The organism is Ensifer sp. LBL, assembly GCF_050435225.1.
Classification (GTDB): domain Bacteria; phylum Pseudomonadota; class Alphaproteobacteria; order Rhizobiales; family Rhizobiaceae; genus Ensifer.
Genome location: NZ_JBNDJY010000001.1, coordinates 1300709 through 1326880, shown reverse-complemented (window position 1 = coordinate 1326880; position 26172 = coordinate 1300709). Strand labels below are relative to the sequence as shown.

Genomic DNA, 26172 nt, shown 5'->3' with positions numbered 1-26172 from the left:
CCCTGTCTTCTCGGGAGCTGGGCAACGGAGAATGCGATGCAGTTGAAGTTTGGTACCAGCGGCCTGCGTGGCCTTTCAGAGGAACTGAAGGGCGAGCCTTCCGCCCGCTACGCGACCGCGTTTGCGCGCTATCTTCTGACGTCCGGACGCAGCAAACCGGGTGATCCCATCGTGATCGCCCGAGATTTTCGCGATTCGAGCCCGGAGATCGCCGCGGTCTGCGCCTCGGCGCTTGCGCGCGAAGGGCTGCGCGTCTTTGATTGCGGCACGGTGCCGACACCGGCGCTTGCGCTCTATGGCCGCGAATGCGGAGCCGCTGGCCTGATGATTACCGGCTCCCATATCCCGGCTGATCGCAACGGCATCAAGTTTTACCGGCCGGATGGCGAGATCGACAAGGAAGATGAAGTCGCCATCAGCCGGATTGCCGATGAAATCGCCGGGCAGGTCGCACCCGTCGCGGATCAGGGGATCTGTGAGGATCATGAGTCCCGCGCAGCCACGCTTTTCATGGAGCGGAACCGGCAGTTGTTGCCCGCCGGAGCGCTCGTCGGCCTCAAGGTCGGCGTCTACCAGCACAGCACCGTCGCCCGGGACCTTCTCGCCGAGCTGATCGCCTTCTTTGGCGCCGAGGTCGTCGCCCTTGGACGCTCGGAACACTTTATCCCGGTCGACACCGAAGCGGTGTCGACCGAAACGATCGAACGGCTTCAGGAATGGGCCCGCGAACACCGGCTCGATGCGATCGTATCGGCGGACGGTGACGGCGACCGGCCGCTGGTCGCAGACGAGAACGGTGCACCGTTGCGCGGTGATCTTCTCGGGCTGATTGCCTGCGGCTTCCTCGGTGCGACGCTTGCGGTTACGCCGGTCACGTCGAATTCGGGCCTGGAGCGCAGGGAAGGGCTCTCCGTGCTGCGCACCCGCGTCGGGTCGCCCTTCGTGATCGCCGGGATGCAGCAGGCGCTGGACGAAGGTTCGACCAAGGTCGCCGGCTTCGAGGCCAATGGCGGCACGCTGACGGCCAGCTCCTTCCTCGTCAACGGCGCAACCCTCCAGCCGCTACCCACCCGCGACTGTGTCCTGCCGATCGTCGCTGCACTGGCCGCGGCGGCAGAGGCCAAGCTCCCGCTGTCGGCGATGGCCGCATCCTATCGCCTTCCCGTGGCGCTCAGCGACCGGCTTGAAAACTTTCCGGTCGAAACCAGCGCCCGGCTGATGGCCTATCTGCGCGGCGGTGACGAAAACCTCTCGGCGTTTCTGGCGCCGATCGGCCAGCCTGCCGGCGTCAGCGATATCGACGGGCTGCGGGTGACGCTCGTCGACGGTCGGATCATTCACTTCCGCCCCTCCGGAAACGCGCCTGAGATGCGCTGCTATGTCGAGGCGGATACGGTCGAGGCGGCGGAGCGGTTGCTGTCGAGCGGTCTTTCCACAATCCGGCATTGGGCAAAAACCGCCTCGAACTGAGTTTTTTGTCCTCTGACACGAAAACTTCAAAAAGCCTGTTGACACTTCGACTCGAGCCTTTTACACACCCGCTCGTCGCCCAGATGGCGGAATTGGTAGACGCGCCAGCTTCAGGTGCTGGTACTCGAAAGGGTGTGGAGGTTCGAGTCCTCTTCTGGGCACCAAATTCCCAAGCCAAATCTTTGATTTGGTTTTGAAAAACCCCGGTTCGCCGGGGTTTTTTCGTTTCTGGCCTCTGGCCGGATTCCGCGACGATTTCCTGCCTTCCAGTCCGCACTTTTCGACCAGAATGGTTGCATGCTCGGGATATTTTCGCGCGGTGCGCCTTGAAGCTTGGGTCGGCAGCATTGATATTCTATCGGCAATGAAAGGGCAGGCTTTCCGCGTAAGGGCGGCGCCCATGTTATCGTCCGCCGGGGCGGCGGCTTTGAGGAGGACGAAGCGATGTCTGAGACACGTCGCAAGCTGACGACCATATTCTCCGCGGACGTCCAGGACTACACGCGGCTGATGCGCGCCGACGAGGAAGGCACGCTCGCCACGTTGAAGCGCCACCGCGATGCCATGGGACGGCTGATCGAGGCGCATGAGGGCCGTGTCGTCAACACCTGGGGCGATGGGCTGATCGCCGAGTTTCCAAGCGTCGTGGAAGCGCTGCGCACCGCGATCGACGTGCAGAACGAACTTGCGGGCTGCAACGAGAAATGCGCGGCCGACGAGCAGATGCTGTTTCGCATCGGCATCAATCTCGGCGACGTGATCGCCGAGGGCGACGATCTCTATGGCGATGGTGTCAACGTGGCAGCCAGGCTGCAGGCGTCCGCGCCGGCTGGCGGCATCGTCATCTCCAACACCGTATACGACCAGGTGCGCAACAAGGTCGCCGTCGGTTTCGATTTTCTGGGACCTCTTGAGGTCAAGAACATCGATGGCGGTGTGCCGAGCTATGCCGTGCGCATCGGCACGGACGATCCCCGTCCGGCTTTTGCCGCCGAAACCTTCGGCCGTCGCGTTGAAGCCGCCGCTCCGGAAGCAGCCCAACCGCGCCCCGAGCCGAAACCTGTGGGCGTGATTGCGGCGATCAGGAGCGGATCGCTCCCGGTCCTCTGCATCGTCGCTGCGGGATTGGTCGCTCTCAACCTTTTAACCTGGAACGGAACCTTCTGGTCCGTCTGGCCGCTGCTTGGCCTTGCCATCCTGGCCGGCCTTGCCTGGATCAAGGCCAACCCGTGGGTGGATCGCAGCATCGGCACGCTGGTGCTCTCGGGATTGGTGTTACTCAGTATCAATCTCTTGACCTGGCGCGGCGTCTTCTGGGCCGTCTGGCCGCTGCTCGCCTTCGCCGTGGTTGGCGGCATCCGCTGGGTTACGCGGCAAGGCCGCAGGCTCGGCTCCTGACGCCTATCCGCGGCTTTCCGAACCGGCCGGCGAGCTGTCGCGCGTCGTCGACTCGTCATCGAGGGCTTCCGGCTCTTTCGGTTCGGCGCCCAGCACTTCGTAGATCTCCAGGGCCGAAGCGCGGCCCTTGGCTTGTGCTGTGCCAAGCGGCCGGAAGTGGATCGCGCCACCCGTATGGGCGACGACCGCGCCGCTCGCCATGATCGTCGTGCCGTAGTTCTTGTTCATGCCCTCGAGGCGCGAGGCGACGTTCACCGTGTCGCCCATGGCGGTATATTGCAGCCGCTCCTTGGCGCCGACATTGCCGACGACGGCGGTGCCGGTGTGGATGCCGAAGCGTGTGCGGAACTCCGGCAGTCCCTTCTTGCGCTGTGCTTCGTTGAAGACGCTGAGGCGCTGCTGGACCGCGAGCGCGCACCGACAGGCATTCTCGGCGTGTTTGTCGTCCGGTGCAGGCGCGTTCCACATGGCAAAGACCGAATCGCCGAGGAACTGGATGATCGTGCCGTCGTGCTCGCCGACCGTCTCGCTGAAGATGTCGAAATATTCCGACAGCATCGCCACCACCTCCTCGGGCGAATGCCGTTCGCTGAGCGTGGTGAAATCGTAGATGTCGGTGAAGAGCGCGGTGACTTCCTGGCGCCAGGCGGCGCGGCCGCTGAAGTGTCCGGATTCGATGCCCTTGCGCACCAGTTCCTTCGGCACATAGAGCGCAAAGGTGAAGATTGCATCGCGGGCCCGATTCATGGCGCCGCCGAGGGTCGAGATTTCGCTGACATGCGAGGAAACGTCGATCGGGGTGGTGAAGTCGAGGTCCTGCAGCCGGTTGGCGCTGGCGGTCAGCTGGTTGAGCCCCTTGGTGATCAGATGCGCCAGCACCAGCGAGGCGAGTACCGCCAAGGCTACCACGGCGCCGGAAATCGCCAGCCCCTGAACGAGCGTCTTGTTGGCGTCCGCCATCAATTCGTCGAGCGGTGCGGCCACCACGGCGCGGTTGCCGGAGAGAAGCAGCGCGGATTCGAGCGGCGTTACCATGACGAGATAGGTGCGGTCCCCGACCTGGACGAAGTCGGCCTTCCCGGGCGCTGGCGGATGCTGACGGATGCTCTGGATCAGCGGATCGCTGTCGGCCTGCACGATCGGAGCGTCCTTGTCCTTGGCCGCCATGATACGCCGCATCATCACCCTGTCGGAGTGGATGATCGGCCGGCCGACGGCATCGAGGATGAAGGAGACCGAACCGGTCGTCAGCCGCTCGCGGGCGAGGAAATCGGTAATCGTATCGAGCACGACATCGGCGCCGATGACGATCTGCGGATTGCCGCGATGCGCCTGGGAGATCGTCATGCCCAGCGTTTCGGTCGTGGCACTTTCGTAAGGGCCGGTCGAGACCGCGGCCTTGCCGTTGACGGCGGCGCGATACCAGGGCCGGGTGCGCGGGTCGAAGCCCGAAGGAGGCACGATCCGGTCGGAGAATTGCATGCCGTCCTTGTCGAGGAAGAGGACGCGCTGCAGCGGCTTGCCGCTTTCATCGACTTCGATCGAGCGCACCGCGATGGCGGCACCCCGCGGCGCCTCGAGTGCCATGCGCCATGCAACCTGCTTGAGGTCCACCATGTGGAAGAAGGCGCCGTTGGGATAGCCGACATAGACCCCATCGAGATGCGGCGACCGGCTGATGCCTTCGCGCAAGACCGCCACCTTGTCGGCCATGCGTTCGGGCGGCGGCACCAGGAACGAGTTTGCGACCGAGGAGACGAGGCTGACAAGGGCTGAGGTATCGCCCGACAGCACACCCAGCCGATCGACCAGCCGGCTCATGAAGCCGCGCATGTTGGCTTCGGCGTCGGCGATCGCGGCGTTGCGCGAGCGATGGTAGTCGAGCCCGACAAGCGTCGCGGAAACGACGATCAGCATGGCGACCATGACGAGGCTGAACAGCGATCGCAGCGAGCTGTTCCAGCCGTCGCGTGTCTTGCCTTGTCGAGCGCCGGGCGCCGTATCTACCATCGCGTTTCTCTGAATCCGTAACGATGCCTCGGCGACGACCTTAACGTGCAAGGTCGGTCGCATGTGCAAGAAAAGTTAAATGCGAATCCCATAAAACACGTTAACCGGCGGGATGCACGATCCCACCGAGATCAGCAGCGAAAAATCGATGCCTCAGTTCACCGTTACGGGCTTCGAGCGCATACGCGCGACGGTTTCGCGTTCGGCGCGCTTGCAGCGCATCGGCGGCAGACCGCGATCCATCAGGTCCATGTCTTCGAGCACCATGTCGCCCATCTTCTTGAAGGCGCTGTCGAGCGCGCCGGCGCGATGGGCCGAACGCAGGAAGCCCGGCAGGCGGCGAACGGGATGGTCGAGCGGCAGGGGCTCCTCCGGAAAGACGTCGCTCGCCGCCACGATATGGCCGCGCGCGACGGCTGCGATCAGCGCATCGAAATCGACGACGCCGGCACGGCTGAGCAGAATGAAGGCAGCACCCGGACGCATGCGAGCAAACGCCTTCTCGCCAAGGAAGCCTTCATTCTCGCTGGTCACGGAAGCGACGACGAAGACGAAGTCGCTCTCGGCTAGAACGGTGTCGAGCGATGCCGGTTCGACGCCGTTGTCCCGCAGGATCGAAGCCGGCATCCAGGGGTCGAAGACGCGGATCTTCGCCCGGAAACCGGAGAGTACACGGTTCAAGGCCTTGCCGAGATCGCCGAAGCCGATGATGCCGATCTCGGCGCCGGAGAGAAGGCGTGCCGAGCGGTTGCCGTCGCCGCCCCAAAGTTCGCGCCCCTCGCGGAAAGCAAGGTCGGCGTCGACGACGCCGCGGGCGATGTTGAGCGCCATGGCGAGGCCGAGTTCCGCCACCGGCTCGGCAAAGACCTGCCCGGTGGTCACCACATGGATGCCGCGTTCGAACAGCACCTCATAGGGCATGTTGTTGATCAGGTTGCTCTCTACGTTGAGGATCGCCTTCAGCTGGCCCATGCGCTGCAGGGTGGCGTGGTCGAGCGGCGGCTGGCCGATGATGTAGCGGGCGTTGCCGAGCACGTCGTCGCCAAGGCTTGCGATATCCTCCGGGTCCGCTTCGACAATGCGGTAGCGGCGATGTAGGTCCTTGAGGGCATCCGGTGTGAAGATGAGATCGAGCGTGCGCGGTGCGGGTGCACTGATGGCAAGCGGCCGGTTGTCGGGCATGGTTCCTCCCACTGCCTGTTTCCTTTGATCATGTCGATCGAAGGATAAAAACATGCAGCACTTCAAAGCGCTACCGTGACCTTTGCGCGGCGCTGCAGATGGAGGATGCCCCAGGCGCTGGTCGTGAAGTTACGAACCGATGCGCCGCTTGCCAAACGGACGAGCGGGCTTGCCCAGTTTTTGCTTAGTAGCCGAGGCCACGCTTCTGCCGATAGAGCGACGGCGGCAGGTCGCTGCCCTGGAACACCGGCCCGTCACCGCGGCGGCAATTGTAGATCGTGTCGTAGACGGGGCCGCCGCGGGCTGACGATTCGAACGGATAGTTGCGGTCGACAAAGGTCTGCTCGCAGACGGTTTGGTCGCCACCGCCGTTCAACGGGTCCATCTGTCGCACGCCCGGAAGGTCCCGATAGGTCTGTGCCGGTGCCGGAACGGCCGCCAGCCCGATCGCCAGCGCGAGCGTGGAAAGAGCGAGGGCGGGTTGAAAAGACGTCATCGTCAGGACTTTCAAAGGGCAGCCGGCGGGCGGAACGTGACAACGGTATCGCCGACGCCAAACTTGCGCTATAGGCCACGTCACTGCGTTTGATCTGGGGATTTTCGATGGCGAATGCAATACGGTTCCATGAAGGCGATATCTCCGCAGCCGACGCCGACCGCTATCGAGGCGCGATCGCGATCGACACGGAAACGCTCGGCCTCATCCCCCGTCGTGATCGTCTTTGTGTGGTGCAGCTGTCATCAGGCGACGGAACGGCTGACGTGATCCGCATCGCCTCCGGCCAGAAGGAGGCGCCGAACCTCGTCGCCATGCTTGCCGATCCGGCCCGCCAGAAGATCTTCCATTTCGGCCGCTTCGACATTGCCGTCCTCTTCCATACCTTCGGGGTGACGACGACGCCGGTCTTCTGCACCAAGATCGCCTCGCGGCTGGCCCGCACCTACACAGATCGCCACGGCCTCAAGGACAACCTCAAGGAAATGCTCGACGTCGACATTTCCAAGCAGCAGCAATCGTCCGACTGGGCAGCAGAAACCCTGTCTCAGGCACAGCTCGAATATGCCGCCTCCGACGTGCTGCACCTGCACGCGCTGCGCGACAAGCTGACGGCGCGCCTCATCCGCGATGGTCGCATGGAGCATGCCGATGCCTGCTTCGCGTTCCTGCCGACGCGCTCCAAGCTCGACCTGCTCGGCTGGGACGAGACGGATATCTTCGCCCACAGCTGAGCTGCGTTGGGCGGCTACGGTGTCAGGTAGAGGACAACCGCATAACGCGCCGCCTTGCCGATGGCAACGAACAACAGGAACAGCGGCAGCTTCATGCGCAGCAATCCGGCGACCAGCGTTAGCGGGTCGCCGATGACCGGCAGCCAGGAAAGAAGCAGCACCGGTTGGCCGTAGCGGGCAAAGAGCGCCTCTGCCTTTTGCCGATTGGCTGGCGAAACCGGAAACCACCGGCGCCCCTCGAAGCGGATCAGAAAGCGTCCGAGCGCAAAATTGACGACGGCGCCGAGCACGTTGCCTGATGTCGCGGCGATGAAGAGGGCAGGGCGGCTCGTTTCGCCATGCAAGGCGGCGGCCACGATCGCAGCTTCCGACATCCCGAAGAGCAACGTCGCCGAAAGGAAGGCTGCGGAAAAAACCCCGGCAAGAATTCCGAAATCCAGGATCAGCTCCTGTCCGTATGGCCGAGATCGCGCTCCGGCTCGATGATGTCGCGGATGCGCTGCTTCAGTTCCTTCGGCCCCGGGAAACCGCCGTCCCGCTTACGCTCCCAGATGAGCGCGTCATCGACACGGATCTCGAAATTGCCGCCGGTGCCGGGAATGAGCGCCACTTCGCCGAGCGACTGCCCGAATGTCTGCAGCAGTTCCTGCGCCATCCAGCCGGCGCGCAGCAGCCAGTTGCACTGGGTGCAGTAGAGGATGGTGATGCGCGGCTTCTGGTCCATCGGGTGTCTCGGATGTGCTTCGGGCGGCGACCATAGCGGTCGCCTCAGTTGGAAACAACTGCGTTCCGGGAGCTCGTGCTCACGCTGCGCTCACATGATTGTCAACCAATTTAGTCATGTTTTTATCGGCGGATAGCTTGCTTTGCGCGGGCGTCGCGGCGAGACAATGCGGCATTGCACAAATTGTCGCACCCAACCGCCGGAGAGGCCTCTTAATGACCGACGTCACCGTTTCCAGTTCCCGCCCGCGCGCCATCCTGCCGGCGCTGGAAAAGATCTATCTGCCGCTCAATACATCCGCCGAAACGCTGTTGCGTGTGCTCGCCGGCGTTCTGCTCGCGGTTCACGGTTTTGGCAAGATCACCAATCCCTTCGGCGCGATCGGCATGGTCGAGGGCCTCGGGTTTTATCCGGGCGTCTTCTGGTCGCCGCTGCTCGCCGCGACCGAATTCTTCGGCGGCATATTGATCGCGATCGGTCTGCTGACGCGCCCGGCCGCCTTTGCCGGCATGATCGTTCTGCTCGTCACCGTCTACTTCCACGGCATCGTCCAGGGTGAGGGCCTCTTCGGCGCGGAGAAGTCAATCCTCTGGGCAGCGATCCTGTTCTTCTTCGCCATCCGCGGCGCCAACAGCCAGTCTGTCGACGCCAAGCTCGGCAAACAGTTCTGATCGAACGAACGACGGTCGGACAAACGGGGAGGCGGTGAAAACCGGCCTCCCCGTTTTCGTCTGGCTGCCGGCGAGGTTTCTGCCGTCGCTGATCGCTCAGGCGCTTTCCTTGGCCGTGACGCTGCGAATGGTCATCCGGTGTACCTTGCCCGACCGGTCCTGCCAGTCGATCGACTGGCCGACGGAGAGCCCGATCAGCGCGGCGCCGACAGGCGTCAGCACGGAGATGCGGCCGGCCTCGATATCGGCCTCGCCGGGATAGACGAGCGTCACCTGCTTGGCAAAGCCGTTGTCGGCCTCGAAGGCGACGGTGGAGCCCATCTGCACGCTATCGGCGGGCAGCGCGCCGGGCGCGCCGACGCGGGCGCGATCGAGTTCGGAGAGCAGCGCCTCGGCCACATCAGGCACGCGTTCGAGCGCGGAGGAGGCGAGCGCCGTCAGCCGCTTGTGGTCTTCGGCATTGATGATGATCGGGGGAAGTTTCTTGCGGGTTGCCGCCATGATGGGACCTGACACGTTCAATCGAAGCGCACGACAGGGCGCAATCGAATAGGTTTTCTGGAGATTGGCGCTCGTTCAGCCGCGCTCGGAAATTTCTTCTGCCGACGCGAAAGGCTCCCCTGACCCGGAGAGCGCAAGCGTCCGGGCTGGGGTCAGGTTCCTGCGATCGGGCACACCCGGAAGCAGCAATGAGAAGAAATCATCGGCATCATCATGCCCCAAGGGTCGGAAAGTTCGCTCACGAAGTCAAGGCCCGCATGAACCCGTCCGCATCATCGCATCGCCATGTGACCTCTTGAACAGCGGCCGCGCTCGTGGTCATTCTCCATGGTCGATGCGAAGGGAATGCGATGATGCGGGTGCTGGTGGTTGAAAACATGGCGAGGACCGAGCTCGGCCAGGTCGGCACGGCGCTTCGCGAGGCAAAGGCCGAGATCGAGGTCCGCCGCGCCTATCTCGGCGAGGCCGTACCCGAAACACCGGAGGGATACGACGCGCTGGTGGTGCTTGGCGGCGAGCAGAGCGCGCTCGACGATGCCGCCTATCCCTATCTGCCTGATCTTGCCGCGCTGATGCGCCGCTTCGGTGACAGCGACCGTTCGGTGCTCGGCATCTGCCTCGGCAGCCAGCTTCTCGCCCGCGCCTATGGGGGCCGGAACCTGCTGGGCGAGGCCAAGGAGTTCGGCTGGTGCGAGGTACAGGTGCGCGGCGAAGGTGCCGAGGACCCGGTCCTTTCCAGCGTCGGCGACAGCTTCCCGATCTTCCAGTGGCACGGCGACACCTTCACGCTGCCCGAAGGGGCGGTCCATCTCGCCGAAAACGCCGTTACCCGGCACCAGGCCTTCCGCGTCGGCCGCGCCGCCTACGGCACCCAATTCCACTTCGAGGCGGACACGCACCTCGTCGAAGACTGGAACCGCGCCTTCCCGGACACGATCAAGCGGCTCGATCCCACCTGGCTTGCGCGCTACCATGAACACGCCGCGCGCCACGGCCGGCAGGCGGATACCGCGGGCCTGGCTCTTGCCCGCGCCTGGGTCGCGACGATCATCCGCCAGCAGGGCGGCGCGGTGCATGAGGAGCCGGCGTTGGAGGAGATTAGCGGATGAGCGATGCACCAAACGGCGGCTGCTTCTGCGGCAGGATCCGCTATCGGTTGAAGGCAGCGCCGATGTTCGTCAATTGCTGCCATTGCAGCGATTGCCAGCGCCAGGTCGGCAGCGCCTTCGTCGTCAACGGCGTGATCGAGCGTGACAACATCGAACTTACCGGAGGCGAGCCGGTCGTCGTGACGCTTCCGACGGACAGCGGTCGCCCGCATGACGTCTACCGTTGCGCCGAATGCCAGACGGCGCTCTGGAGCGACTACGGCCGGCGCGGCTGGCTTTCGTTCGTCCGGATCGCAAGCCTCGACCACCCGTCGGACTTCCCGCCGGATGCGCATATCTTCACCCGCTCCAAGGTTCAGTGGCTGTCGCTCGAGGGCGGCGCGCCGGCCTTCGAGGTCTACTACGACATGAAGACGATGTGGCCGCCGGAAAGCCTGGCGCGGCGCGCGGTCGCGGAAGCGAAAGCAAAAGCGTGACAGCCAGCGAACGCGACAAGATGGCAGCCGGAGAATGGTACTCCTGCCTCGTCGACGAACTCGACGCGCTGCGGATGACGGCGCGTGTTGCTGTCCATCGGCACAACACCATGCCGCCCGTCGAGCGTGGAACCATGGCGCCGGCGCTGCGGGCGCTGTTCGGTGCCGTTGCCGATGACGTCTTCATAGAGGCGCCGTTCCATTGCTCCTACGGCATCAACATCCACCTTGGCGCCCGCGTCTATCTCAATGCCGGTTGTACCATCCTCGACAGCGGTCGCGTCACGATCGGCGCAGGGGCGATGCTGGGGCCGAACGTGCAGATCTATTGCGCCGAGCACCACAGGGATGCCGTGCTTCGCGGCCAGGGTCTCGAAGTCGCCAAGCCGGTGACGATCGGCGCAGATGTCTGGATCGGCGGTGGGGCGATCCTTCTTGGCGGCGTGACGATCGGCGAGGGCGCGATCGTTGGCGCGGGCTCGGTGGTGACAAAGGACGTGGCGGCTGGCGCCGTGGTCGCCGGCAACCCGGCGCGCCCGCTCCGCCGACGGACCACTTAAGACGATTTTACAAGGATGATTTTTGATGGCGAATGACATGAAGACGATCCGTGTGCGCCCGGCGCGGCCGGACGATGCACTGGCGTTGTGCGCTTTTCTCAACGAGATCATCGCGATCGGCGGCACCACCGCTCATCAGACGCCATTTACGCCTGAGAGCTTCGTTGCGCATTATCTCGCCGGTCCCGGCTTCGTCAGCTGCTTCGTCGCCGAGGACGAGGCGGGTGAGCCCTGCGCCTTCCAGGCGCTCGACCAGTGGGACGGGATACCAGAGGACTGGGCCGATATCGGCACTTTCTCGCGCCCCGGCAACAAGGTGCCCGGCGCCGGTACGGCGCTCTTCAAGGCGACCTGCGACCATGCCCGTTCGATCGGCCTCAGCGCCCTCAACGCCACCATCCGCGCCGACAATACCGGCGGGCTTACCTATTACGGCAAGATGGGCTTCGTCGACTACAAGGTCGACAAGGCCGTGCCGCTTGCGGACGGGAGGCCGGTGGACCGTATCTCGAAACGATTCCTGCTTTCAGAGGGGTGAGGCGGACGCTGCCGCCAGACCTTTCGGTACTCTCCCAATTCCATCCTCGGACTTGATCCGAGGATCCAGGCCCGAACAATCACGAACCGACGTCACGCCGGCCCGACGCTTCGCTCCACTATGGCCAGGATCGTCTCACAAAGTTCGTCCCGCGCCTCGTCGGCCGTGATGTCTCCTGTCGCTGCGGCGTTGGAGAGGCCATCGGCGGCGCCGAGCATCGCCCAGAACGCGGCCGCCGCGATGCGCTTCTCTCCCGTGAACGGGCTCAGCACCTTCCGGCACTTCTCGATGTAAATCAGCTGATAGGTGCGTTTGACGGTCGCAAGCTCGGGCGAGCCGGCGAGCGCTGCCAGCACGCCGGGGATCTCGCGGCCCTGTGCCAGCACGCACTCGACATAGGACGCGGCAATGGTCCTGGCGGTTCCCTGAAGTGTCGGGTCGCTCGCGGCAATAGCGGCATCCATCACCACCGTCTGGCGCGCATCGAAATCCTGGTAGAGCGCTGCGAGCAGGCCGTTGCGGGTACCGAAATGATCGTAGACCACCGGCTTTGCGACCGCTGCCGCCTCGGCCAGGCGCGGCAGGGTCAGCGCGTCCGTGCCTTCGTCGCGAACGAGGCTCCATGCCACGTCGATGAGTTGGTTCAGCCGCTGCTCGCGGCTCAGGCGAACGCGCTTCGCAGCGGTCGGGCTTGTTTCCATTGCACTTGACATCGCTATATACCAAAAGTAACTTACCTTAAGTATATAAGATAACCCCTCCCATCGCAACCAGCCGCCGACCTGACGGCCGGCGGCCGAAGCGGCATGCGCACGCGTGCCGTTGGCAAAGGAATTGTGCCCAATGACTGACGTCTCGTTCCCCCGCTCTCAAGGCCGAAGCGCATGGCTCGGCCTCATCGCCGTGCTGCCGCTGGTCCTCATCGTCGCCATGGATGGCTCCATCCTTTATCTCGCCATGCCGCGCGTGACCTCGGCTCTCATGCCCACCGCCGACCAGGCGCTCTGGATCCTCGATATCTACGGTTTTGTCGTCGGTTCGCTGCTGATTGCCTTCGGCAATATCGGCGATCGCTACGGGCGGTTGAAGCTGATCATGATCGGTGCGGTGATCTTCGGTGCAGGATCGCTCGGTGCGGCCTATGCGCAGTCGCCCATGGCGTTGATTGCTTCCCGGGCGCTGATGGGGCTCGGCGGCGCGACACTGCTGCCCTCGGGGCTGGCAATCGTTAGTGCGCTATTTCCGGATCCGCGACTGCGTGCGCAGGCGATCGGTATCTTCGCCGCCACCTTTGCAGCCGGCTTCGCTATCGGTCCGGTGATCGGCGGCATTTTGTTGCAGCGACTCGAGTGGGGCGTGGTGTTCCTGATCAACGTTCCCGTCGTGCTCGGCTTCCTCATCGCCGCACCCATTCTGCTTCGCGAAGTGCGCTCCACGACCTATGGCCGCATCGACCTGCCAAGCCTCGTCCTGTCTTTTGCCGGAATCCTGCTCACCACCTATTCGCTGAAGACCGCGGCCGCCTACGGCTTCACGTCGCTGCAGACGCTCTCGGGGATCGTCGGCGTCCTCGCCATCGCGCTGTTCCTTCGCCGGCAGACGCAGATCGCCTATCCGCTGCTCGACCTCGGCCTGTTTCGCGACCGCATCTTTTCCATCGCCATTCTCACCGGCCTCCTGCCGCTGATCGTCTGGTCCGCCGTCGGATACCTCTCGGGCATCTATCTGCAATCGGTCCTGGGCTTTGATGTTTTTACCGCGGCACTTTTGACCTTGCCCGGCGCCGTCGTACTGATGGCGACCTGCGTCGGGACGGCGCGCATCGTCGATGTGGTCGGGCGTAAGAAGGCGCTTGTCGCGACGCATTTCCTGATCGCGGCCGGTCTCTTTCTGCTGCTGTTCACGGGCACGGAGGCGGGCGTGGCAGCCCTCATCACCTCGACAGTGGTTGCGGGCATCGGCTACGGCCTCTCCTTCAGCCTCGTCGCCGAGATCGCCGTGTCGGCCGTGCCCGCCGAACGCGCCGGTGCCGCGGGTTCGATCGCCGAGACCAGCAACGAGCTCGGCAATGCGCTCGGTATCACGCTTTTAGGCTCGCTGGCGGCACTCAGCTTCCGGCTGCTCGGCCCAGGCGTGGCCGGCACGCTCAACGAAACCCTCGATAACCCGGGTCTGTCGCCAGAAACGGTGCTGCAGGCCAAGGAAGCCTTCCTCACCGGCCTTCACATCGCGGCCGGCGTTGGTGCACTGTCACTGCTCGCATTGGGCATCATCGCCTGGCTCTGGCTGCCGAAGAAGCTGTCGGAATAGGTGCAGGGCCGATTGCCTAGAGCTTTACGCGATAACGGTCCCGCAGCTCCGGGTGTCGCCTCTCCCTCTCCGCCGTCATCCTCGGGCTTGACCCGAGGATCCACACCCATGCTCTCACCAAAGTTCGAAGTAGAGGTCGCGCCAGTCCGGGTTCATCTTCTCGATAAGCTCGATTTTCCATTGGCGGTACCAGCGTTTGAGAGACTTCTCTCGCTGAATGGCGGTGCCAATTTGAAGATGTTCTTCGTACCAGACGAGCTGGGCGCAGCCGTATTTTGATGCAAACCCCGGCGTCAGTCCCTCCCGGTGCTCGAAGATACGGCGTTCGAGATTGGAGGTGACGCCGATGTAAAGCGTTCCGCGCTTGTGGTTCGTAACGATGTAAACAAATCCGGCGATCACGCACAGGTTGCTCCTGTATGGATCCTCGGGTCAAGCCCGAGGATGACGACCGTAGGGGTGTTTCGACTGGAGAGGGGCGACCCCGGCGCGAAGACGAGCCCCCACGTCATCCGTCGACGGACTGTTTCCGCCGCGCGGGGCTTAATCTCTTAAGCGCGCCGTTTTCCTCCTACGTCATCCTCGGGCTTGACCCGAGGATCCAGTCGCGGAGGCCGTCGCGGGCGTGACGTTTCTTTCCTGCCATCCGCAATTCAGCTTCCCGCCGGGCGGCTCTGGCGTAACTCAATCACGAACCAAAAAGGGCGACCCAAGGGCCGCCCTTTCAAACGTTGAAACATGCGGCGCTGCCGCTTACTCGTCGCCCATCTTGAGCGCGGCGATGAAGGCTTCCTGCGGGATTTCCACCTTGCCGAACTGGCGCATGCGCTTCTTGCCGGCCTTCTGCTTTTCGAGCAGCTTGCGCTTGCGGGTGGCGTCGCCGCCGTAGCACTTGGCCGTCACGTCCTTGCGCAGCGCCGAGATGGTTTCGCGGGCAATGACGTTGCCGCCGATCGCCGCCTGGATCGGGATCTTGAACATGTGCTTCGGGATCAGCTCCTTGAGCTTTTCGCACATTTCGCGGCCGCGCTTTTCGGCAGCCATCCGGTGCACCATCATCGACAGCGCGTCGACCGGCTCGCCGTTGACGAGGATCGACATCTTCACAAGGTTGCCTTCCTTGTGGTCGGTGATCTGGTAGTCGAACGAGGCGTAGCCCTTGGAGATCGACTTCAGGCGGTCGTAGAAATCGAAGACGACTTCGTTGAGCGGCAGGTCGTAGGTCAGCATCGCGCGGGTGCCGACATAGGTCAGCTCGATCTGGATGCCGCGGCGGTCCTGGCAGAGCTTCAGGATGCCGCCGAGATAATCGTCGGGCGTCAGGATCGTCGCGCGGATCCACGGCTCATGGATCTCGGCGATCTTGACGACGTCGGGCATGTCGGCCGGGTTGTGCAGTTCGCGTTCCGAGCCGTCTGTCATGAACAGCTTGTAGACGACCGAAGGCGCGGTTGCGATCAGGTCGAGGTCGAACTCGCGTTCGAGACGCTCCTGGATGATTTCGAGGTGCAGCAGCCCGAGGAAGCCGCAACGGAAGCCGAAGCCGAGTGCCGCCGAGGATTCCATTTCGAACGAGAACGAGGCGTCGTTGAGGCGCAGCTTGCCCATTGCCGAGCGCAGGTCCTCGAAGTCGGCGGCATCGACCGGGAAGAGACCACAGAACACCACCGGCTGCGCCGGCTTGAAGCCCGGCAGCGCGGTTGCGGTCGGGCGCTTGTCCTCGGTGATGGTATCGCCGACGCGGGTATCGGCCACTTCCTTGATCGAAGCGGTGATGAAGCCGATCTCGCCTGGGCCGAGCGCATCCATCGCCACCATCTTCGGCGTCAGCACGCCGACGCGTTCGATCGTGTACTTGGCGTCGGTGCCCATCATGCGGATGGTCATGCCCTTCTTGAGCGTACCGTCGATGATGCGCACGAGAACCATGACGCCGAGATAGGTGTCGTACCAACTGTCGACGAGCAGGGCCTTGAGCGGTGCCGCATCGCCGCCGTCGCTCTTCGGCGCCGGCAGCTTGGTGACGATCGCTTCGAGCACGTCGGGGATGCCCAGGCCCGTCTTGGCCGAAATCAGCACGGCGTCGGACGCGTCGATGCCGATCACTTCCTCGATCTGCTCCTTGATGCGGTCGGGTTCTGCCGCCGGCAGGTCGATCTTGTTGAGCACGGTGACGAGTTCGTGGTTGTTGTCGATCGCCTGATAGACGTTGGCGAGCGTCTGGGCTTCCACGCCCTGCGACGCGTCGACGACCAGCAGCGAGCCTTCGCAGGCCGACAGCGAGCGCGAGACTTCGTAGGCGAAGTCGACGTGGCCGGGGGTGTCGATCAGGTTCAGCACATAGGTCTCGCCATCATTGGCCTTGTAGTGCAGGCGCACCGTCTGGGCCTTGATGGTGATGCCGCGCTCACGCTCGATATCCATGCTGTCGAGCACCTGCTCGGACATCTCGCGCTCGGCGAGGCCACCGGTGGACTGGATCAGCCGGTCGGCAAGCGTCGACTTGCCGTGGTCGATGTGGGCCACGATCGAGAAGTTGCGGATATGCGAAAGGGGCGTCTTCGAAGATGTTGTGCTCATGGGCCGCATATAGCAGTGCCTTCAACCGCCGCAAAGCGGGAAATGAAGGCTTCGTTCACTATAAATCAGGCTATTCGGCCCCCGCCTCCGCATCGACGAGCGCGCCGGCATTCGGCACCTGCGCACTCCTGATCTCGAAGCTCTCGCGCTCGGCCGCCGGCACCTCGTCGCGTTTGCGCAACCTGAGCAGCACGAAGAAGGCATAAAGCGCAGCAACGACCATCGCCGCATAGATGAACGTGCGCTGCCCGAATACCGGTGTCAGCAGCGTTACCAGCATCGGCACGGCGGTCGCGGCAATCGACCAGGCAACCAGCATGGTGCTCGCAAGCGGCACGAAATCGGCGGGATCCGTGCGGTCGTTGGCATGCGCGTTGGCGATCGAATAGACGGTCTCGACCGCCCCGGCGAAGAGCGCAAAAACCAGCATCAGAAGGAGCAGATTGCTGAAGGAGGCCGAAAGCGCGAAGAAGCCGGCAGCAAGGATCAGCAGGCACGTGCCGATCAGCACCAGGCGGCGGTCGATCCGGTCCGACAGCGTTCCCATCGGGTACTGGATGGCGATCAGGCCGAACTGCATGACGAACATCAGATTGGCGACATCGCCCTGGCTGACATTGTTGGCGGCCGCATAGATCGGCGTGAAGCCCTGCACCACCATCGACAGGCCGCCGGCGGCAAGCACGCCGATGAAAGCGACCGGGGAATTGCGCCAGACCATCGGGATGTCGATGCTGACCTTGGCCGGCGGTGGTGGCGTCGGCAGGCGGGTGAGCCCGATCGGCAGAAGGGCAAGGGCGGTGAAGAAGATGGTGACGAGCGGCGGCAGGTTGCCGTCCGCCGGGATCTGCCCGAACAGCCAGGCGCCCGTGCCGAGCCCGATGACATAGGCCATGTAGAACAGCGCCATCGCCTTGCCGCGCCAGTGGTTTTCGCTCGCATGGTTGAGCCAGCTCTGGGCGATGATGAAATTGGTGTTGCCGGATGCGCCATAGAGGCCGCGCGCAAGCACCCACAACAGCGGATGCATGCCGAGCGCAATCGTCAGGGCCGAGAGGATGACGAGCGCCATCGAGCAGGAAAAGGCGCGCGCATGGCCGACACGACGGATCATCGGTCCGGCGATGACGCAGCCGATCAGTCCGCCAAAGGCAATCATCGTGACAGCAGCCCCCGGCACCCAGTCCGGCGCGTCCGAGCGCGTCAGCGCGAAGGGCACATAGGCGAGCATCATGCCGTTGCCGATCGCGACCGCCGTCATCGAGGCGACGATGCTGGCGATCGAGGTCAGCGAGGAGGGCTGCTTTGTCATGTCCAACCTGTCGATGGAGACCGCCCATGCGGGTGCGCCGGCGTGATGGATGAGGGCCGTCTAAAGTATTGAAGCGAAAGCTTTTCTCGTTTCTGCATCCGAAGCAGCCACCATAGCCGAAACACCCGTGTCGCGCTGTCGCCAAAGCGGCATCGCATGCCTGTATTTTCAGTCTTTCGTAGTCTTGACTCCACTATATGAGAAATGCAATCTCAAATAATGGAAAACGTCACCGACCCTCTCGAACATGCCATCGGCGAGCGCATCCGCACGCTGCGGACGCAAAAGAACCTGACGCTCGACGAGCTCGCCTCAAGCTCCGGCGTCAGCCGGGCGATGATCTCGCGCATCGAGCGCGGCGAGGCGAGCCCGACCGCCCAGCTTCTTGCCAAGCTTTGCAGCGCGCTTTCGACTACGCTTTCCGCGCTCTTTGCCTTCGAAGCCGAGGAGGCATCACCGCTTGCCAGGCGCGCCGATCAGCGACTCTGGCGCGATCCGGAATCCGGCTATCTGCGCCGCTCCGTCTCCCCGGACGGTCTTGGCTCGCCGATCGATATCGTCGAGGTCGAGTTTCCGCCCGGTGCCCGCGTCGTCTTCGAGCGGCAACCCTCCGATCGCGGCATCACCCAGCATCTCTGGCTGTTTTCCGGGCGGCTCGAAATGACGACTGCATCCGGCTTCCATTCGCTCGAGCCAGGCGACTGCCTGTTCATGGGGCTGGAGGCGGGCCACATCTTCCACAACCCCCACGATGAGCCGGCTCACTATGCCGTCATCCTCTGCCGCACCAAGGTTTGACCATGTCCGATATTCAGATCCGCCTGCTCGATGAAGCCCAGGCCCGCGACGCCATCCCGGCGCTTGCCGAGGTGCTGTCCGATTGCGTCGAGGGTGGCGCCTCGGTCGGTTTCATGCAGCCCTATCCGCCGGAAGCGGCACTCGCCTACTGGCGCGGCGTCGCCGAGGCGGTTGCCGGCGGTGAGACGCTGCTGATGGTTGCCGAGGTTGCCGGCCGCATCCTTGGCACCGTGCAGGTCGGCGTCGCGCAGATGCCGAACCAGCCGCATCGCGGCGACCTGAAGAAGCTGCTGGTGCATCGCGACGCCCGCGGCAAAGGCCTGGCGCGCCGGCTGATGGACGCGGTCGAGCGCGAAGCCGCCACCCGCGGCAAGACACTGCTGGTGCTCGACACTGCGACCGGCAGCGATGCCGAGGCGATCTACCCGCGCTTGGGCTGGGAGCGCGTTGGAGTCATCCCGGATTATGCCATGTGGCCGGAAGGCGGCCTCTGCGCCACGACGTTCTTTTACAAGCGGATTGCGGCTTAGTGGCATTTGTCGCGGCTCGCGATTGCCCCTCTCCTCGGGTTAAACCCGAGGACTAACCCTCTCCCCGCTCGCGGGGAGAGGGGACATGCGCGAGGTGCGGGCTGACCGTTTCACGCCTGATCGGAGAACCCGCGAGCGTACACTGTGGCCGAGCGGGCGCCGCGCGTCTCCTTCGCCCCGCCTGCGGGGAGAAGGTGGCCGGCAGGCCGGATGAAGGGCTTTGCTCAGCTTGCCAAGTCTGAAGCCTCGGGTAGGGTACGGGGCACCCGTCTGTAGCCTTTTCAGGACATCCCCATGCGCATTTGTTACACCGAAGACCACAAGCTCCGTGACGCCAAGACCGAGCTTTTCGGCGGCGAACTTGTGCCGCCTTTCGAGGCGCCGTTTCGCGCCGAATGGATTCTGGCAGCGGTCAAGGAAGCGGGCTTCCACGATGTCGTGGCACCGGAACGTCACGGTCTCGATGTCGCGCTCAAGCTGCATGCGCCCGATTATCTCGACTTCCTCGAAACCGCCTGGGCGCGTTGGGTCGCCGATGGCTACCGCGGTGAGGCGATCCCGGCCTGCTTTCCGGCGCGGCGCATGCGCCAGCATCCGCCGAGGGACATCGACGGCGCGCTCGGCTACTATTCCTTCGCGGCGGAAACGGCGATCACCGAGGGTACCTATGCGGCCGCGCGCGCCGCGATGGATTGCGCCATCTCGGCCGCCGACCACATCCATGCCGGCAACCGTGCCGCCTTCGCGCTCTGCCGCCCGCCCGGCCATCATGCGGCGATCGATCTCTATGGCGGCTATTCCTTCATCAACAATGCCGCCTGCGCCGCCCAGCGCCTAAGGGATCATGGTGCCCGGAAGGTCGCCGTGCTCGACGTCGATTTCCACCATGGCAACGGCACCCAGGATATTTTCTACGAGCGCGGCGACGTCTACTTCGCCTCGCTGCATGGCGACCCCGTCGAGGCCTTTCCGCATTTCCTCGGCTTTGCCGACGAGGAGGGCGCCGGCGCCGGGCTCGGCACGACGAAGAACTATCCGCTGCCGCGCGGCACGCTGTTTGACGCCTGGTCGGCGGCCATGGCCGATGCGCTCTCGCGCATCGAGGCCTTCGGTGCCGAGGCCCTGGTCGTCTCGCTCGGCGTCGATACCTTCGAGCGCGATCCGATCTCGTTCTTCCGACTGAAATCCGAAGATTATCTGCGCATGGGCGAGGCGCTGCAGCGCACCGGCCTGCCGGTCGTCGTCTGCATGGAGGGCGGCTACGGCGTACCGGAAATCGGCCTCAACGTCGCCAATGTGCTGAAGGGTATTTCTGGCTAAAGGTCAGCATTCGGAAAAATGCGCTTGCCGCTATTGACCTCAACTTTACTTGAGGTCGTACGACTGCTCTCGTTCAAAAGAGATCAGAGGAAAAGAGCTATGAGCAGTCGGTCAAATAGCGTGGCGCCGCTTTACCGCATCAACAAATACACCGTGCCGGCGGAAGCCCGGCCGCAATTCGTCGAACTGGTCGACAAGACGCTGGCCGTCATTCGCAAGCAGGATGGTTATGTGAAAGACCTGTTCCTGGAGCAGCATGCTGGTCCCGGCCAGTTCGATTTCATCACCATGATCGAATTCGCGAGTGCCGACGTCGCGCCCAAGGTCGCAGCCGCGCTGATCGAGTTCGACCGCCAGCTCGGCCTCGATCGCGAGGCGCTGATGAAGACGCTCGGCATCCGTACCGATTTCGCCAGCTACCGCGCCTTCGGCGGGCTGGCTGCCTAGGGCCGTTCCAGCAAACGTTGCAGCGGTTTTCCGTCCGGAATTACGTGTAACAGAGGGCTGGAACGAAAAAGGCCCGGCGGTCAGCCGGGCCGATCCATGCTTCCGATGCGAACGCGCGTCAGGAAACGAAGAACGTCGACAGGCCCTGGCCGGCGGCAAAGGCCATATAGGCAAGCACGGTGAAATAGACCGTCGTCGCGACGAGGAAGAGATAGCCGCCGGCCACCATCAGCCCGTCGCGCTGGATGATACCGAGCGAGAGAAGCAGGATCGCGATCCCCGGCAGCGTGTTCGACAGCGGGATGAGCCCAAGCGGGAACATCAGCAGGATGCCGCCGGCCATGATCATCAGGCCGTTGAAGCGGTTCATCAGCGCGCCCTGCGTCAGGAAGCCGAGACGCGGCCGGACATAGCGGTCGAGCTTGGAAACGATATCCGCGCCTTTTTGCAGGGTCGGCACCAGCTTCTCGGTTTCGATCCGGCGATCGAGAATGCGCTGCGGCATCCATGGCAGTCGGTTGAGCGTGACCGATACGGAAATCAGGATGATCGCCGCGCCGAAGACGGTGCTGACGCCCGGGATCGACACCGGCAGCAGAAACGGCAGCGTCAGCAGGGCGCACAGCAGCAGGAAGCCCTGTTCGCCGATTTCGGTCATCAGTTCGCGCAGCGTGATCGTCTCGCCGCGGATCGAGGCAATCATGCCGTTGAGCGTGTCGCTGAGACTGCGTTGCGTGTCGCCGAACTCGATTGCCATTGGAGCTTGCCTCTCTTTTCTTGGATGCCCGTCCTATCAAGAGCGTGTGAAGGATCGGTTATTGTGTGCCCTGATGGCCACGCCGGCCGCTGGAGAAGCGGGATTTGCCGGCAAACCGTGGCGTGAATGGGACGCCTCTTCATCTTCCTGCCGCAATCGCTAGTATGAAGCAACTTCGAGCACCAATGGGGACAACTGATTCCATGATCAAGAAATGCGCCATTCTGGCTGTCGCGGCCATCTATCTTTCGGGATGCACCACCACCGATCCCTATACGGGCGAGCAGAAGATGTCGAACACCGCCGGTGGCGCGCTGATCGGCGCAGGCCTCGGCGCGGCAACCGGTCTGCTGGTTGGCGGCAGTGCTGCAGGACGGCGTGACTCGGCCCTCGTCGGCGCCGCGATCGGCGGTCTCGGTGGCGGCCTGATCGGCAACTACATGGACAACCAGGAAGCCGAACTGCGCGCCCAGCTGCAGGGCACCGGCGTATCGGTCACCCGCGCCGGCGACCGCATCATCCTCAACATGCCGTCCAACATCACGTTTGCGACCGACCGCGACCAGGTGATTCCGGCCTTCTATGACACGCTGAACTCGGTGGCGATCGTGCTGCGCAAGTTCAACAAGACGATGATCGACGTCGACGGCCACACGGACGCGACCGGCAGCGCCTCGTACAATCAGGGCCTCTCCGAGCGCCGCGCCGCTTCGGTCGCCAACTATCTGGCTGGCCAGGGCGTCGACCAGCGCCGCATGTCGGCTATGGGCTACGGCAAGGAGCGTCCGATCGCGTCCAACGGCAGCGAAGCCGGCCGCGCGCAGAACCGCCGCGTCGAAATCTCGATCGCGCCGATCAAGGCCTGATCGGTCGAAATCGACGGTTTGTAATGAAAGGGCTGCGCCGAAAGGCGCGGCCTTTTTTCATTTTCGTCGAGCTAGAAGCCGTAGCGCAACAGGCGACCCATCCGGCGTAGCATCGGCAGGGCGCTGACGACATGCGCCGCTATGCGCGCCAATGGCGACAGGCGCGCGACCTGAGCGGCATCGTATTCGCTGATCTCGTCGAGCAAGGTCAGGCCGGGCACGTCCCGCTCCAGCGCCCGAGCGTTTTCCAGCCCCCAGCGAAGCTCCGCCCCCGTCGCACGCAGGGACGGGTTCAGTCGCAAAAGTTCGATGCCCAGATGGCTGTAGGCATCGAAGACGATTTCTCCGCCGGCAAGGCAGGAGGTCAGCCGTCGCAAGAGGTCGCGTACCTCCTGTTCGAAAAGATAGGGGAACACGCCCTCGGCGACGACGATCACCGGGCGGTCGCCCGGAACAAGGTCGATCCAACCGCGCTCCGTTATCGAGGAGGCGATCGTCGTGCAGCCCGGGCGCTTCGGGAAAAGCTGTTGCCGCAAGGCGATCACATCGGGAAAGTCGACGTCGAACCAGCCGACGGACGCGGGCGGATCGAGCCGCAGCGCGCGGGTGTCGAGACCGCAGCCGAGATTGAGCACGATGGCGTCCGGGTGGCGCCCGATAAAGTCGCGCGTCCAGCGGTCGAGCATATGGGCGCGCACCGCGATGCCGATGGTCATGTCATGGCTTGCATCGGGTGGTTTCGGCCTGCCGGCAAGCCGCCGCATCAGATCGGCGGCAAAGTGATCGTTGAGCAGGGAATCCGGGAACGCGCTCTCCGCCGCCTTGGCCTGGAGCGTGACCAACAGGGTCTCCCGTACGCCATGAAGGCCGATCTCCTCGGCTTCCATCCTCTCCTCCCAAGGGCGCCCGCACCCCTCGTACAGCTTGCATTTGCTGGCCTTCCACCCCCGGGGAAAGCCAGCAATGCGCCTATTTTGCTACCCGCCGCGCCCGCCAGACGCGTCCGGCTGTCAGCACGGCCAGCGCCGGCATCAGCGCGAACAGCCAGAAGAGCCAGCGCGTCGCCGTTGCTACGCCATCCGTCGACGGCGTTTCGATGCCGGCGAGATTGGCAGTCAGTCCGGCAAGCGCCGCGCCGAGCGCTGCGGCGAAGAGCTGGACCGTGGTAATCGAACTCGAGGCCTTCTCCGCTTCGCCCTCCGGCGCAAATTCGTAGACGGCGGTCACGATGTGCGGCCAGGCAAAGCCCATGCCGAAACCGACCGCCATGATGCCGATGCTGAGCGGCACGGCGATCGTCATGAATTCCGAGCCGGCCATCGGCATGAACAGCGCAATCAATGCCAGGCCGACGAAGCCGAAGGCCGGGCCGGCAAAGATCGTCTGCTTCGCCCTTTCGCCGTGCCAGTGGGCGCTTGTCATCGACCCGGCGGTCCAGCCGATCGACATCAGCGCCGCAATGTAGCCGGCGACCAGCGGCGACAAGCCGTGCAACTCCTGCAAGAGGTACGGCACATAGATTTCCGGCTGCAGGCCGACCATCAGCAGGGTGATCGTAGCATAAAGGGCTGCCAGCGGGGAGGCCGGGGTGAAACTGCCGGAGGGGAGCAATTTGCCGGTCGCCCGCTTCTCGAAGACGAGCAGCGCCAGGATCATGAGGATCGCGGCGCCGACGCAGCCTACCTGCTCCGCCGCCGTGGTCAGCGTGCTGGCGACGGAAAGCGCAAGCACGATGGAGACAAGCAGCGCCAGTTGCACCAAGGGAAGCGGTGTGCGCACGCTCTCGCCGGCAGCCTTGCGCGGCAAGGTCGAGAAGGCGAGCGTCGCCAGCAACGCCGTCAGCGGCAAGAGCGACCAGAAGGCGACGCGCCAGGTGGAAAACTCGGCGAACATGCCGCCGATCGCCGGGCCGACAAGCGTCGCCGTGCCCCAGGTGGCCGAAATCAGGCCGATGGCGCGGGTCCACAGTTCCGGCCGGAAGACCTCGCGGATCACGCCATAGGCAAGCGCATAGAGCAGCCCGCCGCCAAAGCCCTGGATCGCGCGGCCGGCAAGCAGCATCGCCATCGAGGGGGCTGCGGCGCAGAGGAGCGTGCCCAGGCCGAAGACGAGCGCACCGATCGCATAGGCGCCGCCGGCGCCGACGACACCAAGCAGCCGGGCCGACAGGGCCGCGCCGAGGATCGAGGCGGCGACGAAGACGGTCGTGCTCCAGGCGTAATATTCGAGCCCGCCGATCTCGCGCACGATCGACGGCATGATCGTCGTCACGACGTAGATGTTGAGCGCGTGCAGCGCGACGCCGCCGCTGAGCACCAGCGAATGCACGGCGTTCCCGCCGGTCAAAAGCGCGCGCCAGCCGGTTTCCTGATGGGGAGCGGATGTTTTTTCGAGCATGTCAGTACCTCATGCAGCGGTATTGCCGCAAACGTGCGACCGGCCTGGCCGGTGGGGAGGATCACGTTTGCAAGGGCGAATGCCGCCAATATCAGTGGAGCGCAGCCTCGCCGAAATGCGTGAGCTTGTCCGGGTTGCGCATGATGAAGATGTCGTTGACGTTTCCGTCGCCGTCATAGCCGAAGGCGACGGTTGCCGCGATCTCGTTTTTCGCTTCGTCCCGAAGCACGATGCCGCGGCCGCCATTGATGTCGCCGATTTCCCAAACGTAATGCGACCAGTATTCGGTAAGCCGGTCGACGATGAAGGCGAGCACAGTTTCCTTGCCGGCGAGCACGCCGAGCACGGTCGCCACCTTGCCGCCGCCGTCGGCCGTCAGCTTCACATCGGCCGAAAGCAGGGCCGAGAGCCCGGTGACATTGCCGCCGTGGATCGCCGTGTGAAAGGCCGAAAGCAGTTCGTCCTGTCGTTCGCGCGGCGTCTGGTGCCGGGCCTTCTCCAGCCCGATGTTGGTCTTGGCGCGCGACACCAGCTTGCGCGCGGCGGTTTCCTGCATGTCGAGCGTTTCGGCCACTTCGTCATAGGGCTGGCCGAAGATCTCGTGCAGCAGATAGGCGGCGCGCTCCTTCGGCGTCAGCCGTTCGAGCATCAAAAGGAACGCGGTGGTGAGCGAGGAGGTCAGCGCCAGTTTCTCTTCGGCATTGTCGTCGCTCGCCGTATGGATCGGCTCGGGCAGCCATGCGCCGACATAGTCGACGCGCTTGCGGTGCGCCGCTTTCAGGAGGTCGAGGCAGCGGCGGGTGCAGGCCGTCGTCAGCCAGGCCGCCGGCGTGTCGATCGATGCCCGGTCGACCTCCTGCCATTTCAGAAACGTGTCCTGCACCGCATCTTCCGCATCGGCACGCGAGCCGAGAATGCGGTAGGCAAGACCGAGGAGGCGCGGGCGCGCCTCCTCGAAGATCTGCATGTGCTGCCGGTCGTTCATG

The 26172-nt window shown here is 64.0% G+C and carries 28 protein-coding genes and 1 tRNA gene; 15 read left to right on the top strand and 14 right to left on the bottom strand.

Annotation, left to right across the window (positions count from 1 at the left end; genetic code table 11):
* Positions 1–42 precede the first annotated feature (42 nt).
* The 3 genes from OKW20_RS06525 (at position 43) to OKW20_RS06515 (ending at position 2868) form a co-directional block, all read left to right on the top strand.
* Positions 43–1470 (top strand): phosphomannomutase, encoded by a 1428-nt coding sequence (locus OKW20_RS06525; protein WP_429171168.1) that lies wholly within the window; start codon positions 43–45, stop codon positions 1468–1470.
* A gap of 77 nt (positions 1471–1547) precedes the next feature.
* Positions 1548–1634, top strand: a tRNA-Leu gene (locus OKW20_RS06520).
* Between the two features lie 280 nt (positions 1635–1914).
* Entirely contained in the window at positions 1915–2868 is a 954-nt protein-coding gene (locus OKW20_RS06515) for an adenylate/guanylate cyclase domain-containing protein (RefSeq protein ID WP_429170975.1), read from the top strand.
* 3 nt (positions 2869–2871) lie between these two features.
* Here the strand turns inward: OKW20_RS06515 and OKW20_RS06510 are convergent, their stop codons facing one another.
* From OKW20_RS06510 to OKW20_RS06500, 3 genes are all read right to left on the bottom strand, one after another.
* Positions 2872–4878 carry an adenylate/guanylate cyclase domain-containing protein gene (locus OKW20_RS06510; RefSeq protein ID WP_429170973.1) on the bottom strand — a complete coding sequence of 669 codons (2007 nt, stop codon included), beginning with the start codon at positions 4876–4878 and terminating at the stop codon, positions 2872–2874.
* A 153-nt stretch (positions 4879–5031) separates the two neighbouring features.
* Complete coding sequence (locus tag OKW20_RS06505) at positions 5032–6060, bottom strand: hydroxyacid dehydrogenase (RefSeq protein WP_429170971.1); 1029 nt, start codon at positions 6058–6060, stop codon at positions 5032–5034.
* Between the two features lie 184 nt (positions 6061–6244).
* Positions 6245–6556, bottom strand: coding sequence for a hypothetical protein (locus tag OKW20_RS06500; protein WP_429170969.1), 312 nt, complete (start codon positions 6554–6556; stop codon positions 6245–6247).
* Between the two features lie 107 nt (positions 6557–6663).
* Here OKW20_RS06500 and OKW20_RS06495 point away from each other — a divergent pair, with 107 nt between their 5' ends.
* Positions 6664–7290, top strand: a complete 627-nt coding sequence (locus tag OKW20_RS06495) for a ribonuclease D (protein ID WP_192448157.1) — start codon at positions 6664–6666, stop codon at positions 7288–7290.
* A gap of 14 nt (positions 7291–7304) precedes the next feature.
* Here OKW20_RS06495 and OKW20_RS06490 read toward each other — a convergent pair whose 3' ends face one another.
* Positions 7305–7649: a YqaA family protein gene (locus OKW20_RS06490; RefSeq protein WP_429171167.1), complete on the bottom strand. Its 345-nt coding sequence runs from the start codon at positions 7647–7649 to the stop codon at positions 7305–7307.
* 83 nt (positions 7650–7732) lie between these two features.
* The gene (locus tag OKW20_RS06485; protein WP_029742402.1) at positions 7733–8014 is read right to left on the bottom strand and encodes a SelT/SelW/SelH family protein; all 282 of its coding nucleotides are present in this window, start codon (positions 8012–8014) and stop codon (positions 7733–7735) included.
* 215 nt (positions 8015–8229) lie between these two features.
* Here OKW20_RS06485 and OKW20_RS06480 point away from each other — a divergent pair, with 215 nt between their 5' ends.
* Positions 8230–8685: a DoxX family protein gene (locus OKW20_RS06480; RefSeq protein WP_429170967.1), complete on the top strand. Its 456-nt coding sequence runs from the start codon at positions 8230–8232 to the stop codon at positions 8683–8685.
* A gap of 96 nt (positions 8686–8781) precedes the next feature.
* Here the strand turns inward: OKW20_RS06480 and rnk are convergent, their stop codons facing one another.
* Positions 8782–9186, bottom strand: coding sequence for a nucleoside diphosphate kinase regulator (rnk, locus tag OKW20_RS06475; protein WP_043617194.1), 405 nt, complete (start codon positions 9184–9186; stop codon positions 8782–8784).
* Between the two features lie 353 nt (positions 9187–9539).
* Between rnk and OKW20_RS06470 the strand changes: the two genes are divergently transcribed.
* Genes OKW20_RS06470 through OKW20_RS06455 form a run of 4 tightly spaced genes read left to right on the top strand, consistent with a single transcriptional unit; the run spans position 9540 to position 11869 of the window.
* Positions 9540–10295, top strand: a complete 756-nt coding sequence (locus OKW20_RS06470; RefSeq protein ID WP_429171165.1) for a type 1 glutamine amidotransferase — start codon at positions 9540–9542, stop codon at positions 10293–10295.
* Positions 10292–10771 carry a GFA family protein gene (locus OKW20_RS06465; protein ID WP_429170965.1) on the top strand — a complete coding sequence of 160 codons (480 nt, stop codon included), beginning with the start codon at positions 10292–10294 and terminating at the stop codon, positions 10769–10771. The genes OKW20_RS06470 and OKW20_RS06465 overlap by 4 nt, the downstream gene beginning before the upstream one ends.
* The gene (locus OKW20_RS06460; protein ID WP_429170964.1) at positions 10768–11331 is read left to right on the top strand and encodes a sugar O-acetyltransferase; all 564 of its coding nucleotides are present in this window, start codon (positions 10768–10770) and stop codon (positions 11329–11331) included. Before OKW20_RS06465 ends, OKW20_RS06460 begins: the two co-directional genes overlap by 4 nt.
* Positions 11332–11356: 25 nt before the next feature.
* Entirely contained in the window at positions 11357–11869 is a 513-nt protein-coding gene (locus OKW20_RS06455) for an N-acetyltransferase family protein (protein WP_429170962.1), read from the top strand.
* A gap of 92 nt (positions 11870–11961) precedes the next feature.
* On the opposite strand, the gene OKW20_RS06450 is transcribed toward OKW20_RS06455, so the two are convergent.
* Positions 11962–12582 carry a TetR/AcrR family transcriptional regulator gene (locus tag OKW20_RS06450; protein ID WP_429170960.1) on the bottom strand — a complete coding sequence of 207 codons (621 nt, stop codon included), beginning with the start codon at positions 12580–12582 and terminating at the stop codon, positions 11962–11964.
* A gap of 130 nt (positions 12583–12712) precedes the next feature.
* Between OKW20_RS06450 and OKW20_RS06445 the strand changes: the two genes are divergently transcribed.
* On the top strand, positions 12713–14179 hold the full coding sequence (locus tag OKW20_RS06445; protein ID WP_429170955.1) for an MFS transporter: 1467 nt from the start codon (positions 12713–12715) through the stop codon (positions 14177–14179).
* A 114-nt stretch (positions 14180–14293) separates the two neighbouring features.
* Here OKW20_RS06445 and OKW20_RS06440 read toward each other — a convergent pair whose 3' ends face one another.
* From OKW20_RS06440 to OKW20_RS06430, 3 genes are all read right to left on the bottom strand, one after another.
* Complete coding sequence (locus OKW20_RS06440) at positions 14294–14578, bottom strand: GIY-YIG nuclease family protein (protein WP_043617178.1); 285 nt, start codon at positions 14576–14578, stop codon at positions 14294–14296.
* 354 nt (positions 14579–14932) lie between these two features.
* Complete coding sequence (lepA, locus tag OKW20_RS06435; protein ID WP_371742535.1) at positions 14933–16759, bottom strand: translation elongation factor 4; 1827 nt, start codon at positions 16757–16759, stop codon at positions 14933–14935.
* A 70-nt stretch (positions 16760–16829) separates the two neighbouring features.
* Positions 16830–18071 (bottom strand): MFS transporter, encoded by a 1242-nt coding sequence (locus tag OKW20_RS06430; RefSeq protein WP_043617171.1) that lies wholly within the window; start codon positions 18069–18071, stop codon positions 16830–16832.
* Positions 18072–18290: 219 nt separating this feature from the next.
* On the opposite strand from OKW20_RS06430, the gene OKW20_RS06425 reads away from it, so the two are divergent.
* The 4 genes from OKW20_RS06425 to OKW20_RS06410 all read left to right on the top strand — a co-directional run bounded on the left by OKW20_RS06425 (position 18291) and on the right by OKW20_RS06410 (position 21166).
* A complete protein-coding gene (locus OKW20_RS06425) occupies positions 18291–18869 on the top strand; it encodes a helix-turn-helix domain-containing protein (protein WP_429171163.1) in 579 nt (192 codons plus the stop codon).
* Positions 18870–18871: 2 nt separating this feature from the next.
* Positions 18872–19399: a GNAT family N-acetyltransferase gene (locus OKW20_RS06420; RefSeq protein ID WP_192448147.1), complete on the top strand. Its 528-nt coding sequence runs from the start codon at positions 18872–18874 to the stop codon at positions 19397–19399.
* 294 nt (positions 19400–19693) lie between these two features.
* Positions 19694–20719: a histone deacetylase family protein gene (locus OKW20_RS06415; protein WP_429170952.1), complete on the top strand. Its 1026-nt coding sequence runs from the start codon at positions 19694–19696 to the stop codon at positions 20717–20719.
* Positions 20720–20818: 99 nt separating this feature from the next.
* On the top strand, positions 20819–21166 hold the full coding sequence (locus OKW20_RS06410) for an antibiotic biosynthesis monooxygenase (RefSeq protein ID WP_429111943.1): 348 nt from the start codon (positions 20819–20821) through the stop codon (positions 21164–21166).
* 118 nt (positions 21167–21284) lie between these two features.
* Here OKW20_RS06410 and OKW20_RS06405 read toward each other — a convergent pair whose 3' ends face one another.
* Entirely contained in the window at positions 21285–21923 is a 639-nt protein-coding gene (locus OKW20_RS06405; RefSeq protein WP_192448145.1) for an exopolysaccharide biosynthesis protein, read from the bottom strand.
* Positions 21924–22126: 203 nt separating this feature from the next.
* Here OKW20_RS06405 and OKW20_RS06400 point away from each other — a divergent pair, with 203 nt between their 5' ends.
* On the top strand, positions 22127–22789 hold the full coding sequence (locus OKW20_RS06400) for an OmpA family protein (RefSeq protein ID WP_029742421.1): 663 nt from the start codon (positions 22127–22129) through the stop codon (positions 22787–22789).
* A 71-nt stretch (positions 22790–22860) separates the two neighbouring features.
* Here OKW20_RS06400 and OKW20_RS06395 read toward each other — a convergent pair whose 3' ends face one another.
* The 3 genes from OKW20_RS06395 to sigJ all read right to left on the bottom strand — a co-directional run bounded on the left by OKW20_RS06395 (position 22861) and on the right by sigJ (position 26171).
* On the bottom strand, positions 22861–23676 hold the full coding sequence (locus OKW20_RS06395; protein WP_429170950.1) for a class I SAM-dependent methyltransferase: 816 nt from the start codon (positions 23674–23676) through the stop codon (positions 22861–22863).
* Between the two features lie 82 nt (positions 23677–23758).
* Complete coding sequence (locus tag OKW20_RS06390; protein WP_429170948.1) at positions 23759–25186, bottom strand: MFS transporter; 1428 nt, start codon at positions 25184–25186, stop codon at positions 23759–23761.
* 91 nt (positions 25187–25277) lie between these two features.
* Positions 25278–26171: an RNA polymerase sigma factor SigJ gene (gene sigJ / locus OKW20_RS06385; RefSeq protein ID WP_043617145.1), complete on the bottom strand. Its 894-nt coding sequence runs from the start codon at positions 26169–26171 to the stop codon at positions 25278–25280.
* Position 26172 lies beyond the last annotated feature (1 nt).

Bases quoted from the DNA above. Each gene is read 5' to 3' on its own strand.
- OKW20_RS06390 (WP_429170948.1), bottom strand. From the start codon at position 25,186: ATGCTCGAAAAAACATCCGCTCCCCATCAGGAAACCGGCTGGCGCGCG.
- OKW20_RS06420 (WP_192448147.1), top strand. From the start codon at position 18,872: ATGTCCGATATTCAGATCCGCCTGCTCGATGAAGCCCAGGCCCGCGAC.
- OKW20_RS06465 (WP_429170965.1), top strand. From the start codon at position 10,292: ATGAGCGATGCACCAAACGGCGGCTGCTTCTGCGGCAGGATCCGCTAT.
- sigJ (WP_043617145.1), bottom strand. From the start codon at position 26,171: ATGAACGACCGGCAGCACATGCAGATCTTCGAGGAGGCGCGCCCGCGC.
- OKW20_RS06430 (WP_043617171.1), bottom strand. From the start codon at position 18,071: ATGACAAAGCAGCCCTCCTCGCTGACCTCGATCGCCAGCATCGTCGCC.
- OKW20_RS06425 (WP_429171163.1), top strand. From the start codon at position 18,291: ATGGAAAACGTCACCGACCCTCTCGAACATGCCATCGGCGAGCGCATC.
- OKW20_RS06485 (WP_029742402.1), bottom strand. From the start codon at position 8,014: ATGGACCAGAAGCCGCGCATCACCATCCTCTACTGCACCCAGTGCAAC.
- OKW20_RS06405 (WP_192448145.1), bottom strand. From the start codon at position 21,923: ATGGCAATCGAGTTCGGCGACACGCAACGCAGTCTCAGCGACACGCTC.
- OKW20_RS06470 (WP_429171165.1), top strand. From the start codon at position 9,540: ATGCGGGTGCTGGTGGTTGAAAACATGGCGAGGACCGAGCTCGGCCAG.
- OKW20_RS06450 (WP_429170960.1), bottom strand. From the start codon at position 12,582: ATGTCAAGTGCAATGGAAACAAGCCCGACCGCTGCGAAGCGCGTTCGC.
- OKW20_RS06400 (WP_029742421.1), top strand. From the start codon at position 22,127: ATGATCAAGAAATGCGCCATTCTGGCTGTCGCGGCCATCTATCTTTCG.
- OKW20_RS06505 (WP_429170971.1), bottom strand. From the start codon at position 6,060: ATGCCCGACAACCGGCCGCTTGCCATCAGTGCACCCGCACCGCGCACG.
- OKW20_RS06480 (WP_429170967.1), top strand. From the start codon at position 8,230: ATGACCGACGTCACCGTTTCCAGTTCCCGCCCGCGCGCCATCCTGCCG.
- OKW20_RS06500 (WP_429170969.1), bottom strand. From the start codon at position 6,556: ATGACGTCTTTTCAACCCGCCCTCGCTCTTTCCACGCTCGCGCTGGCG.
- OKW20_RS06395 (WP_429170950.1), bottom strand. From the start codon at position 23,676: ATGGAAGCCGAGGAGATCGGCCTTCATGGCGTACGGGAGACCCTGTTG.
- OKW20_RS06445 (WP_429170955.1), top strand. From the start codon at position 12,713: ATGACTGACGTCTCGTTCCCCCGCTCTCAAGGCCGAAGCGCATGGCTC.
- OKW20_RS06495 (WP_192448157.1), top strand. From the start codon at position 6,664: ATGGCGAATGCAATACGGTTCCATGAAGGCGATATCTCCGCAGCCGAC.
- lepA (WP_371742535.1), bottom strand. From the start codon at position 16,759: ATGAGCACAACATCTTCGAAGACGCCCCTTTCGCATATCCGCAACTTC.
- OKW20_RS06515 (WP_429170975.1), top strand. From the start codon at position 1,915: ATGTCTGAGACACGTCGCAAGCTGACGACCATATTCTCCGCGGACGTC.
- OKW20_RS06410 (WP_429111943.1), top strand. From the start codon at position 20,819: ATGAGCAGTCGGTCAAATAGCGTGGCGCCGCTTTACCGCATCAACAAA.
- OKW20_RS06415 (WP_429170952.1), top strand. From the start codon at position 19,694: ATGCGCATTTGTTACACCGAAGACCACAAGCTCCGTGACGCCAAGACC.
- rnk (WP_043617194.1), bottom strand. From the start codon at position 9,186: ATGGCGGCAACCCGCAAGAAACTTCCCCCGATCATCATCAATGCCGAA.
- OKW20_RS06455 (WP_429170962.1), top strand. From the start codon at position 11,357: ATGGCGAATGACATGAAGACGATCCGTGTGCGCCCGGCGCGGCCGGAC.
- OKW20_RS06510 (WP_429170973.1), bottom strand. From the start codon at position 4,878: ATGGTAGATACGGCGCCCGGCGCTCGACAAGGCAAGACACGCGACGGC.